Source organism: Oceanihabitans sp. 2_MG-2023, assembly GCF_030547245.1.
In the GTDB taxonomy this organism is placed as follows: Bacteria; Bacteroidota; Bacteroidia; order Flavobacteriales; family Flavobacteriaceae; genus Oceanihabitans.
Map to the genome: position 1 here is coordinate 377,459 of NZ_JAUOQT010000002.1, position 13,433 is coordinate 390,891.

The 13,433-nt window shown below is 31.8% G+C and carries 8 protein-coding genes; 5 read left to right on the forward strand and 3 right to left on the reverse strand.

The window, feature by feature from the left end; genetic code table 11:
* The first annotated feature begins 1 nt into the window (after position 1).
* The gene (locus Q4512_RS05625) at positions 2-3,310 is read left to right on the forward strand and encodes a DUF2723 domain-containing protein (RefSeq protein ID WP_303422653.1); all 3,309 of its coding nucleotides are present in this window, start codon (positions 2-4) and stop codon (positions 3,308-3,310) included.
* A 12-nt stretch (positions 3,311-3,322) separates the two neighbouring features.
* Positions 3,323-3,961, forward strand: coding sequence for a polysaccharide deacetylase family protein (locus tag Q4512_RS05630; RefSeq protein WP_303422655.1), 639 nt, complete (start codon positions 3,323-3,325; stop codon positions 3,959-3,961).
* Here the strand turns inward: Q4512_RS05630 and Q4512_RS05635 are convergent, their stop codons facing one another.
* Together Q4512_RS05635 and Q4512_RS05640 are read right to left on the reverse strand one after the other, a co-directional pair.
* On the reverse strand, positions 3,962-4,255 hold the full coding sequence (locus Q4512_RS05635; RefSeq protein WP_303422658.1) for a co-chaperone YbbN: 294 nt from the start codon (positions 4,253-4,255) through the stop codon (positions 3,962-3,964).
* A 73-nt stretch (positions 4,256-4,328) separates the two neighbouring features.
* Positions 4,329-5,621: a metallophosphoesterase gene (locus tag Q4512_RS05640; protein ID WP_303422661.1), complete on the reverse strand. Its 1,293-nt coding sequence runs from the start codon at positions 5,619-5,621 to the stop codon at positions 4,329-4,331.
* Between the two features lie 198 nt (positions 5,622-5,819).
* Between Q4512_RS05640 and Q4512_RS05645 the strand changes: the two genes are divergently transcribed.
* The gene (locus Q4512_RS05645) at positions 5,820-7,484 is read left to right on the forward strand and encodes an MFS transporter (RefSeq protein WP_303422664.1); all 1,665 of its coding nucleotides are present in this window, start codon (positions 5,820-5,822) and stop codon (positions 7,482-7,484) included.
* 125 nt (positions 7,485-7,609) lie between these two features.
* Complete coding sequence (locus tag Q4512_RS05650) at positions 7,610-8,224, forward strand: response regulator (protein WP_303422666.1); 615 nt, start codon at positions 7,610-7,612, stop codon at positions 8,222-8,224.
* On the opposite strand, the gene Q4512_RS05655 is transcribed toward Q4512_RS05650, so the two are convergent.
* Positions 8,213-10,150, reverse strand: a complete 1,938-nt coding sequence (locus Q4512_RS05655; protein WP_303422669.1) for a histidine kinase dimerization/phosphoacceptor domain -containing protein — start codon at positions 10,148-10,150, stop codon at positions 8,213-8,215. The two genes, Q4512_RS05650 and Q4512_RS05655, sit on opposite strands and share 12 nt — an antisense overlap.
* A gap of 355 nt (positions 10,151-10,505) precedes the next feature.
* Between Q4512_RS05655 and Q4512_RS05660 the strand changes: the two genes are divergently transcribed.
* Positions 10,506-13,409 carry a T9SS type A sorting domain-containing protein gene (locus Q4512_RS05660; RefSeq protein WP_303422672.1) on the forward strand — a complete coding sequence of 968 codons (2,904 nt, stop codon included), beginning with the start codon at positions 10,506-10,508 and terminating at the stop codon, positions 13,407-13,409.
* Positions 13,410-13,433: the final 24 nt, after the last annotated feature.

Consider the following 13,433-nt stretch of genomic DNA (forward strand, 5'->3'; position numbering starts at 1 on the left):
CATGAAACAATTCAATTTTAAAAAATGGAACACCATTTTAGGCTGGTTTTCTTTTTTAATAGCTTTAATAACATATAGCCTAACTGTTGAGCCTACAGTTAGTTTTTGGGATGCTGGCGAATACATTTTAACTGCTTCAAAATTACAAGTAGGACATCCTCCTGGAGCGCCACTATTTCAAATGCTTGGTGCTTTTTTCTCGATATTTGCTTTAGAACCTTCACAAATTGGATTACTAATGAATATGATGAGTGCTGTATCTAGTGCTTTTACTATTTTATTTATGTTCTGGACCATTAGTCTTCTACTAAAAAAACTAGTTGCTAATAATACCGAGTTAAGCAAAAATCAATCTGTAGCTATTTTAGGTTCTGCTCTTGTTGGTAGTTTAGCTTTCACATTTACAGATTCTTTTTGGTTTAACGCTGTAGAAACAGAAGTGTATGCTATGGCTACTTTAATTATGTCTATTTTATTTTGGCTAGGCTTACGCTGGGAACAAGAAATGGATGCTCCTAGAGGTAACCGCTGGCTAATTTTAATTGCTTTTACAATTGGACTTTCATTTGGTGTACACTTTATGGGGTTACTTACTATTCCTGCAATCGGGCTTATTTACTATTTTAAAAACTACAAAGAAATTACTGTCAAAAGTTTTATAGTTGCTAACATTGTTACTGTTGCAATTCTTCTTTTTATATTTAAACTTTTAGCACCTAACATCTTAAGATTCTTTAGTGTTTTAGAAATTTTCTTTGTGAACTCAATCGGTCTTCCTTTTAATTCTGGATCTATTATTGCCGCATTACTTTTAATTGCATTAGTTTATTTTGGATTACAATACACCAGAAAGAAAAATTACAAGCATTTAAATACAGGTATTTTATGCTTGACATTTATAGTTATTGGTTTTTCTTCTTGGACCATGCTTCCTATTCGAGCTAATGCAAATGTGGTTATTAACGAAAATAACCCCTCTAGTGCTAGAGAACTATTAGCCTATTATAACTTAGAACAATATCCAGAAACACACTTGTTTTATGGTCCACAATTTACAGATCAATATTCTGGTTTAGATACAATTGAACCTTACGTAGACGACAAACCTAAATACGAAAAAGACTTAGCAAAGGGAGAATATGTAATTGTAAACGATTACAAAAAAGCGAAGCAAAACTATAATCATGAGCACGCTTCTATTCTGCCAAGAATGTGGAGTGCAGAAAATGCAGAAAACTACTTAATGTTTACTGGTATTTTAGATTTTAAACTAAAACCAGAATACCAATTAGAAAATGAATTGCGTAAATCTATTTCAGATTTTCGATCAGATTTATCTCAAGGGTTAATTGATTATGAAGATTACAATAATTTTTTAAAGCAATTTGGCCCACAATATCTTGACATTGAAAAACCTTCCTTAATGAGCAACATTGTTTACATGTTTGAATATCAATTAGGTTACATGTATTGGCGTTATTTTATGTGGAATTTCACAGGAAGACAAGATGATATGCAAGGCGAATATGACAACCATGGAAACTGGATTAGTGGTATTAATTTTATCGACTCTTGGCACTTAGATCAATCGCAAGAAAACCTACCTGGAGACATTAAAAACAATAAGGCTAGAAACACGTATTACTTCTTTCCATTAATTCTTGGGTTAATTGGCTTGTTCTTTCTTTTTAATAAAGACAAAAAATTATTTTGGACCATGCTTGTGTTCTTCCTTTTTACAGGATTAGCAATTCAAGTATACACTAATGTAAGACCATTTGAACCTCGTGAACGAGACTACTCTGTAGTTGGATCATTCTATGTATTTGCTTTATGGATTGGTTTTGGCGTTTATGCAATTTATGATGCGCTCAAAAAGTATGCATCCTCAAAAATGCTAGCCCCAGGAATCACATTGATTTGCTTAATTTTAGTTCCAGGAATTTTAGCCGCAAACAATTGGGATGATCATGACAGATCCGGAAAATATACAGCTAAAGCAATGGCCAAGATGTACTTAGACTCTTGTGATGAAAATGCTATTCTATTCTCTATTGGAGATAATGATACTTTTGCGCTTTGGTATGCACAAGAAATTGAAGGTTACAGAACAGATGTTCGTGTGGTTAACACCAGTCTTTTTCAAACCGATTGGTATATAGACCAAATGAAACGTAAAGCCTATGACAGTGACCCAATTCCATCACATTTTACACACGACCAATACAAACATGGTACTCGAGATTATGTGATGAAAAGACAAATTTCTCAAGACACTATGATGATTAAAGATTTTTTAGATTTTATTGGAAGTGAAAACCCAAAAACTAAATTTAAATATATTTTACAACAACAACAAGAAAACCCTAATGATTACCCAAGTCAATTAGTAAACTCAAATTATTTCCCTGTAGAAGATGTTGTTATTCCTGTAAACAAAGAGAATGCTTTAAAACATGGAATTGTAAAAGCGAAGGACGCTGAAAAAATTGAAGATCATATTCAAATTAAAATTACAGATGGTGCACTTTATAAAAACCGTCTTTTAATGCTAGATATTGTTGCCTACAACGATTGGAAAAGACCTATTTACTTTACTGGCGGTGCTTTTGCTGAAGATGATTACATCTGGATGAAAGATTACCTTCAATTAGATGGTATGTGCTATAAATTAACACCTATTAAAACTCCTGTAGACAGAGCAAACCCTTTTGACATGGGAAGAGTAGATAGTGAAAAAATGTATAACATTGTTAAAAAATGGGATTGGGGAAATAGCAACAGTCCAGACATTTATCATGACGTTGAAACTAGAACAAACTCCATTACCTATAGAGGAAATCTAGCACGTTTAATAGAGCAATTTATAAACGAAGACAAACCAGATAAAGCCGAAGAAATTGCCGATTTAGCAATGGATAAAATGCCTGTAGATTATTTTGGTTACTATACCTTATTGGAACCTTATATAAGTGCTTATTATGAAGTTGATGCAAAAGAAAAAGCACGAAAACTCTTTAAAGATGTAAGTATTAAATATCAAGAAAACCTAACCTATTACAGTACTTTAGAGCAAAGTAAACAACGTGAATTAGGCGAACTTATTATTACAGATATTGAGCGCTATAAGGCACTTGTAGATGTTGTTTTAGATTATGATGATGAATTAGCAAAAACAGAAGCGAAAACCTTTACTAACTTCTTACAGCTGTTTGATCATTTCAACGCAGGAATTCCTGATGAAACGACAAGAAGACAAGAAAAAGACATAGATTTGCATCAAAAAGATACCGTTATAGCACCAGAATAAGATCTGGAAAACATGAATTTTACTCCTGTAAAAACACCTTTAATTGTTCAGAAGCTATTTTCTAAGTATACATGGAAAATAGCTTCTAATACTAAAGAAATTTACCTAACTTTTGATGATGGCCCAACACCAGAAATAACAAACTGGGTTTTAGACCTATTGAAACAGTACAATGCAAAAGCAACTTTTTTTTGTATTGGAAACAATATAGAAAAGCATCCCGAAATATTTCAAGACATAATAACGCAAGGTCACACCATAGGAAACCACACACACAATCATGTAAAAGGTTGGAAGACTTCGGTTATAGATTATTTAGAAAATGTACAACTTGCTCAAAATGTAATTCATTCTAAAATAAAATCTAATACCAAATTATTTCGTCCTCCATACGGACAAATAACACCAAAACAAGGAACAGCACTAATAAATATTGGATATAAAATAATTATGTGGACTGTACTATCTATAGATTGGGACAGCTCTATTTCTAGAAAAACAAGCTTAAAAAATGTGATCACAAAAGCTAAATCTGGAAATATTATTGTGTTTCATGATAGCATTAAAGCCTCCAAAAACATGCAATATGCATTGCCTAAGGTATTAGAACATTTTAGTAAAAAAGGATATCTTTTTAAAAGTATTTCTTAATTAAACATACTCTTGAATTAAACCAATAAGTGTATCAGAATCTTGTTCTCCTGTTTGCCTCCATTTCATTTCGCCATTTTTGTAGATAATTAGAGTAGGCGAACTCTTCACTCGTAGTGCTTCTGCGAGTTCTTGATTTTTATGCACATCTATTTTAATCACTTTTGCCTTATCTCCAAGAGCAGCAGCTACATCACGCAATACTGCGTGCATATCATGAGATTGTTCATCAACTGCAAAAAAGTCTAATAGTACAGGGATTTCAACATCTATAAGTTCTCCAAATTTTGACATACGCAATAGTTTTTGGTAAAATATGGTATAGTAAAAATAACTATTTTATATTAAATATAACATTTATTGATAATTATGCACTAATTGTACCACGTTTTAATTCAATAACTGTAATTTCTGGCCAAATACCAACACGGCCTGGAAAAGCTAAAAAACCAAAACCTCTATTAATATACAGGTATTGTCCTGCTTCTTTATATAAACCTGCCCATTTAGGATAGCGATATTTTACGGGACTCCATTTAAAATTTAAAAAAGGAATCTCGATACCAAATTGCATACCATGTGTGTGTCCAGATAAAGTTAAATGAATTTTCTTTTCAAAATCAATAATATTCGTTTCATCTAAGACTTTATCCAACAAGTACCTGTCTGTTTTATTAACCTCAACTTCTTTAAAATCGAAGTGTGAAGGATCGTGAGATAATAAAATATTAAACCCATTATCTTCAACGTTTTTTGTTGCTTCTTTTAAGCTTCCTCTTTTTGGAAAATGTCTAGATGCTCCCCAATTTTCTACACCAAGAATATTAATTTTTTCACCCCCCTTTTCGATGGTTCGGCTTTCATTCAGCAATAAATCAAAACCAATTTGCTTATGTATCTCTCCTAATTTTCTATGGTTTTCTTCTATTTCTTCCTTTGTTTTATAAGCATAATAGCCATAATCATGGTTTCCTAAAACCGAAAACAATCCATCTTTTGCCTCTAGTTTATTAAAAGTATCTATCCAAGGATGCATTTCTTCCGCAACAGCGTTTACCAAATCTCCTGTAAATAAAATAGCATCACTTTGCTGCTCATTGATTAAATTAACAGCATATTCTATTTTCTCTTTATTATCAAAACTTCCAGAGTGAATATCGCTAATTTGAGTAATTTTATAACCATCAAAAGCTTCTGGCAAATCATCGAAAACAATCTGTTGTTTTATTACTTTAAAATTATATTTCCCTTTAAACACACCATAAACAAAACCAGCAAAAGGGATAGCTGCAACACCTAACGCTATTTGACTAATAAACTTTCTTCGAGAAGGGATAGCCTCTTTAAGACTACTATCGTGTTGAAAATAATTAAAAAGTGTTTGAAAAACCCTTAAAATATCTTCCAAAAAAAGAAAGGCAAACACAAAAAGTTTTGGAACTACAAAAGTTAAAAACAAAGCAATAGCATAACCTGTGTTTAAACTAAACCTACTCTCTTTTCCTGCAAAAGTAATTTGGTAAAAAAACACCGTACAAATTATAGCAAACAACACCCAAAAACCAATAAGAATCATTTTGTTTTTTGTTAATGTTCGTAAAGCAAAAAAAGTATACAGTTCTAGGATAAAAACTAGAAGAAAAGGAATTATAAATCGCATTTTAGTTTATTAAGTCTTGCAAAGATAATTTATATAAAAATGAAATCTACTTAAGAACGTGTTAATAAACCTTGTTATATTTTAATTTTAAAGACTAAAATCGGCAATAAATAACCATACAAAAACAATACATACCATAGAAATCAGGAATTTTAAAACTTATTTTAATTACATTTAGCCAACTAATTAATTAAACATATGAATAATCAAAACAACAAATCGGCATTAACAACCTTAGTTACAGTATTCTTTTTCTGGGGATTTATAGCTGCTTCTAATGGTGTATTTATACCTTTTTGTAAAACCTATTTTAATATTGACCAATTTCAATCGCAATTAGTAGATTTTGCTTTTTATGGTGCATATTATTTAGGCGCATTATTCTTATTTGTTTTATCTAGTTCTATAAAAAAAGACATACTAAATTCTTGGGGTTATAAGAATGGTATTGTTTATGGATTACTCCTTTCAGCTGTTGGTGCTTTTGTAATGTTTCCTGCAACTTTGGGAGCCGAACAAGGTCAAACACAAATTTTTTATTTTGTTTTAATTGCTCTATTTATTGTTGGGTTAGGTTTTTCGTTACAACAAACAGCTGCTAACCCATTTGCAATTGCTCTTGGTGATCCAGAAACAGGATCTCACAGACTTAATTTAGCAGGAGGAATAAACTCTTTTGGAACTACCATTGGACCAATTGTAGTGGCATTTATAATTTTTGGTTCGGCACCATTATCTGGTGAAGAATTAACTACTATGATTAAAAATAACGAAATTAAACTAACTACAATTCAAGGGCTATATATGGGTGTAGGGTTATTGTTTTTAGCTGCAGCAGCTTTATTTCATTTTTCAAAAAAACTACCTGCTTTAAAATCGGAAACCGCTTTTGAACCTGCTAATAAAGCGAAAAATACTCTTCTCGTTTTAACGATAATAATCATTGCTTGTTTTGGATATATTTTTAGCACTTACACAAGTGGGGAAGTATCTTCGGAAACTTTAGAACACAAAAGATTAATATTATTAATAATTGCTTTATTGGCTGTTATTGGAAGTCTTGTTTTTGCATACTCAAGTTCTTCAAAAAAAGCTGAAGGTTGGGGAGCAATGAAATACCCACAACTTGTATTAGGCATGCTGGCTATCTTTACCTACGTTGGAGTAGAAGTTACAATAGGTAGTAATTTAGGCGAATTATTAAAACAAGCAATACATGGAACAAGCTTAAACGCATTAGGCTTACCAACATTAAATGATGGACAATTAGCGCCTTACATTTCTCTATACTGGGGAGGATTAATGGTTGGCCGTTGGGTTGGTGCTATAACAGTTTTTAACCCTAGTAAAGGACTAAAAAAAGCTTTATTAATTATAATACCTTACATCGCTTTTGGAGTCATTCTACTAGTTAACTTTGGCAAATACTCGCTAGATCAAATTTTCTTTTTTGCGATTTGCATTGCGGTACAAATTGTTGGTTTCTTTTTAGCCAAAGACAATCCTGTAAAAACATTAAAACTATTTAGCCTTTTTGGCGTTATTGCTATATTAATAGGTTTGTTTTCTTCAGGTAATATTGCATTATTTGCTTTCTTATCTGGCGGATTATTTTGCTCTATCATGTGGCCTTGCATTTTTACACTTAGTATTGCTGGCTTAGGGAAATACACATCGCAAGGTTCTGCATTTTTAATTATGATGATTCTTGGTGGCGCTATTATTCCACCGCTACAAGGTAAACTGGCAGATGTTTTTAATATTCAATCTTCGTATTGGATTGCTGCATTATGTTTTGCTTATTTATTATTTTATGCATTTAGAACAAAAACGGTTTTAGATAAACAGGGTGTTACATATTAATAATTTAATTTAAAAAAAAACTAAATAACTGGTTTTGATATTTTTACATAGAAATTATTTATAAATTACAAATAACTTTAGTTTCCATTTTTATAAATTTACATTAAAATTGAAATAGAATTTGTATGCCAGCTATTCGAATATTAATTATTGAAGATGACCCTATTATTGCTGAAGATATTAAGGACATGCTTACAAGTGTAAACTATCAAATTTCTGGTATCGCTTACGATATGGAAGAAGCATTACATTGCATTGAAAAAACAAAACCAGATGTTGTTTTATTAGATATAAATTTAGAAGGAAATTATGAAGGTTTCCAAATTGCAGAACATATTAATAAAACCCGTAAAATTCCTTTTCTTTATTTAACATCTTACTCTGGAAAAGAAATAATAAATCAAGCTAAACAAACTTTGCCAATGGGCTACATCGTAAAGCCATTTAATGAGCAAGAATTATTTACAAGTATTGAAATTGCTTTTTATAATTTTTCAAAATTTATTCTTCCTTTAAAACTGGATAGAGAAGTCATTAATAAACTAGTTACAACGCCACTAACACAAAAAGAGTTTGATGTTTTAAAAGGAATATATGATGGTAAAAACAACCAACAATTAGCAGACGATCAATTTATAAGTATCAATACCATAAAAACACATGTTAAAAATATTTACGAAAAACTAAATACGCATACACGTCTGGAAACTATAAACCTATTAAATAACTTACTTCGTTAACTTTTTAGGAATCTTTAATACCACTTCCGTACCGTTTTTGTTATCTATTTTTAGAGTAGCTTTTAATTTTTGAACAAACGATTTAATTAATCGTTGCCCAAATGTTTCTGTTGATTTTTCTAAGGTAATTGCTTCATTAATACCAACGCCATTATCTTTAACGGATAACTCATAAGTGTTAGCATATTCATTCATTACAATTTTAATTTCAGGTTTTGCATCTATTTCGCCTTCAAAAGCATGCTTTAGAGAATTGGTTATTAATTCATTCACAATTAAACCTATAGGCACAACAGATTCAATCTCCATGTCTATTTCTTTTGCTTGAATAGTAACTTGTATTTCCTTTTCTGCTTTTTTGTACGAGTTTAATATACTATTTACAAGCTCTTCGAAATACTCTTGAATATTTACTAAAGTTAAATCTTTACCTGCATACAAATTTTTGTGTAAAATCGCCATAGACTGCACTCGATTTCTTCCATTTTGTAATACTTCAAAAGCTTTTTCATCATTTACATATTTAGATTGTAGATTAAGTAAACTAGAAATCATTTGTAAATTATTTTTTACACGATGATGCGTTTCATGCAATAGTAATTCGCGATCTTTTAGTGCTTTGGTAATAATTTGATTTTTTGTTTTTATTTTATCATACATTTTATAAAGACTAAACACTGCAATGGTTAGTAACAACAACACAATAAAAGTACCAATAGATATTGTTCTTGTTCTAGAAAATTTAGCTTCAGAAACTTCCTTCTCTTTATTTAACAATTCTATTTTAACATCTTGTTTTTGTTTTTTATATAAGGCCTCTTTTTCTGCTATAATTTCAATAGACTCATTAGAGTAAATAGAATCGCTAATCTTTTTAAAAGACTTAAAATCGATTAAAGCTTCTTTATAATTTCCACTTTTTTCATAAGCTTCCGATAATAGCTGATATGCCGTTTGTTGTTGGTATAGTGATTCATGCTCGTCATATTTAAACACATCTTTTAAATGAGAAATCGCCTGGGGATACTTTTTTAATTTAATAAGAATGTCACCCATATTTAATTTAGACTCACATAAATTATAGGTACTGCTTAAGTTTTCTCTAATTTTCAATGCTTTAAAATGTTCTGAATACGCTTCTTCTAATCTACCTTGCTCCTGACGTAAAAGCCCTAAAAAGTCATGATGAAACCCCATTTCTCGTAGTGTAGGAAATACTTTATTGAGTTCTTTTTGTTTCATTAAATGCATTTCTGCTTTGTCAAATTCACCTAATTTAGTAAACAACAAACCCAAATTAGCATTGGTTCCCGCCATTCCGGAGCTATCTTGTAACGTTACGAACTGCTGCAATGCTTTTAGATATTGTTCTTTACTTTTTTCTAACTGATCTATATTCATATAAAAACCAGCCAACGAATTATTAATTCTAGCTTTTTGCTCGGCAGTTCCAATACTATCGTAAATTTTAGCAGCTTCAATTAAATGGTTTTGAGAAACCACATTATTACCTAAATACATATTTAAGGTACCTATAAAATGTCCACTAGTTGCAATATCTAAAGCGTCTTTATGCGTTTTAGAAAAATTATAAATATTTTGATAATAGTTAAGCGCTGTAGCATAATCCCCATGCCATCTACTGCTTGCAGCAAAAATGTAATTATTACGTCTTATTTCAATACTATCTTTTTCTAGAATAAATTCACTTTGTAACTGGTTGGCTATTTTTTTTGCCAATTCAGGATCGCGTTGCACTAAATATTCTCCCAATACAAAGAGAGCTTCTTTTTTTTCTTTTTTAATGGTGCTTGTATTAATTACAGATTGCAAACTATCCTGGTAGCCATCTGGTTTTGCATCTTGCGCATAAGACAAGAAACAAGTTAGCATACAAGAATAAAAGAGTATTAAGGAAAATTTCATTTGCTTTTAATCATTAGGACACAAAAGTACAACATCTTGTTTTCTAAAAAATCACCCATTAGGATGAAAAAACATTCTTAATAAAACACGAATTTTACAACATCGAAAAACGAACATTCAGAAACTAAATTTATGCTATGCTATAAACAAGTTATAAAACATGAAGATGCTATTAATCGAAATGGTTGAAGTGAATTTAACTATTTTTTAAAGAAGAAAGCTACTTAAAACAGTGGCTTTCTTTTAAAAAAACACCAGCTATACAAAATACATAACCAACTATACAATAAGGAGTAAATCTACTTCACAAAAATATATAAACAACTTATATTTAGCACTTTTAAAACACTAAACCATGAAAAAACTATACTTTTTATTAAGCACCATACTAATAACACAATTTGCAGTTTCTCAGCCTGCAAATGACGATTGCGCTAATGCAGAATTTATAAACGTTACAACCGATTTTACTGCTGTTAATTTTGAGATTAGTACCGCAGTAATTAATAACGAGGTTGGATGCGATGGAGATACAGCAGCTGATTTTGCAGATATTTGGTATGATTTCAATATGCCTATAAATGGAAATATATTCATTGACGGAACAAGTTCGTGGAATCGTTTTGCACTTTATGATACTTGTGGCGGCACACAAATACAATGTGGTACTGCCGATGAACTGTATTCTGGTTTAACAGCGGGAACAAATTATAAATTACGTGTTTATAGAACAGCAGCTCTAGCAACCAACACTTCCTACTTAAACTTTTCAATAAAAGCATATCCAGAAGTAGCAAACGACGATTGCGCTTCTGCACAAACACTAACCGTTACTACAGAGGAAACTATTGTTAATTTTGAAATTGGCGGTGCAACCGTAAATAATGAAGAAGGGTGTACGGGAACGACAAGTGATTATATAGATATTTGGTATGATTTTAACATGCCTGTTAACGGAAACTTATTTATTGCAGGAACAACTTCATGGAATAGTTTCGCACTTTATGATACTTGTGGTGGCACACAAATACAATGTGGCTCTTCCGACGAACTGTATTCTGGTTTAACAGCGGGAACAAATTACAAATTACGCCTTTTTAGAACGGTTGCACTTGCAGACAACACCTACTTAAATTTTTCTATAAAAGCATACCCTGAAGTAGCAAACGACGATTGCGCTTCCGCAGAAAATATTACCGTAACGACAGAGGAAACTATTGTAGATTTTGAAATTGGTGGTGCAACCATAAATAATGAAGAAGGATGTGCTGGAACGACAAATGACTATGTAGATCTTTGGTATGATTTTAACATGCCTGTTAACGGAAACGTATTTATTGCAGGAACTAGTACTTGGAACAACTTTGCATTATATGATACTTGTGGTGGTACGCAAATACAATGTGGTTCTTCCGATGAACTGTATTCTGGTTTAACAGCGGGAACAAATTATAAATTACGCCTTTTTAGAACCGTTGCACTTGCAGACAACACCTACTTAAATTTTTCTATAAAAGCATACCCTGAAGCAACAAATGACGATTGTGCTTCTGCCGAAAACATTACCATAACCACAGAGGAAACTACTGTCGATTTTGAAATTGGAGGGGCAACCATAAATAATGAAGAGGGATGTATTGGAACGACAAGTGACTATGTAGATATTTGGTACGATTTTAACATGCCTTTTAACGGAAACGTATTTGTTGCAGGAGCAAGTACCTGGAACAACTTTGCTCTATATGATGCTTGTGGTGGTACACAAATACAATGTGGTTCTTCCGATGAATTATATTCTAGTTTAACAGCGGGAACAAATTATAAATTACGCCTTTTTAGAACCGTTGCACTTGCAGACAATACTTACTTAAGTTTTTCTATAAAAGCATATCCGGAAGCATTAAACGACGATTGTGCTTCTGCACAAACATTAACCGTTACTACAGAGGAAACTACTGTCGATTTTGAAATTGCAGGGGCAACCATAAATAATGAAGAAGGATGTACAGGAACAACAAATGACTATGTAGATATTTGGTATGATTTTACTATGCCAGTAAACGGGAATTTATATATTGAAGGAGCCATTAACTGGAATAACTTTGCTCTATATGATGCTTGTGGTGGCACACAAATACATTGTGGATCTACTAACGAATTAATTGGAAACCTAAGCTCAGGAACAAACTACAAACTTCGTGTATTTAGAACTATAGCCAATGCAGAGAACAATTACTTAGCATTTACTATACAGGCATACGAAAATGTAACCAACGACGATTGCGCTTCCGCGGAAGACATTACCGTAACAACAACAGAAACTACCATAGATTTCGAAATTGGAGGAGCAACCATAAACAACGAAGTTGGTTGCAGTGGAACCGTAGATGACTATGTAGATATTTGGTACAATTTCACCATGCCAGTAAACGGAAACCTTTATGTAGATGCAAGTATCAATTGGAACCAATTAGCGCTTTATGATTCTTGCGGAGGCACACAAATTCAATGTGATGATACCAACCAACTTTTTACAGGATTAAGCGCTACAGTAGATTATAAATTGAGACTTTTTAGAACAGAAAATAGCGCAGATAACACCTACCGAAGCTTTACTATTCAAGCATTCGAAATAATTAATAACGACGATTGCGCTTCTGCAGAAAACATTATTGTTACCGAAACACCAACTACTGTAAACTTCGGTATTGGTGGCGCCACTATTAATAATGAAATAGGCTGCACTGGAACTACCGCTCAAGATTACGCAGATGTTTGGTATGATTTCACAATGCCAATTGACGGTTATATACTTATTGACGGTAATATAGGATGGAATAACTTTGCACTTTATGATGCATGCAACGGAAATGAATTAGGTTGTTTTTCTAATGAAGGTACTATTGGAGGATTAATAAACGGAACCGAATACAAGCTTCGTGTTTTTAGAACCTTAGCTCTTGCAGACAATGAATCTTATAAAAACTTTACCATTCAAAGCACAAAAACATTAAGTACAAACATATCTTCTTTAGAGAATACTATACATGTATATCCTAATCCCGCAGATACTGTAATTACCATTTCTAATATCAATAACACTTCTATTTCTTCTATTGAGTTATTTAATATGCTAGGAAAAAAAGTACTTAAAACAAAATCGGAAACGATAGATGTTAGTAGTTTTCAAACAGGAATCTATCTACTAAAAATAGAAACCGAAAAAGGACAAGTAACCAAAAAAATTATGATTCAATAAAACATTAAAGACGCTATTAATCGG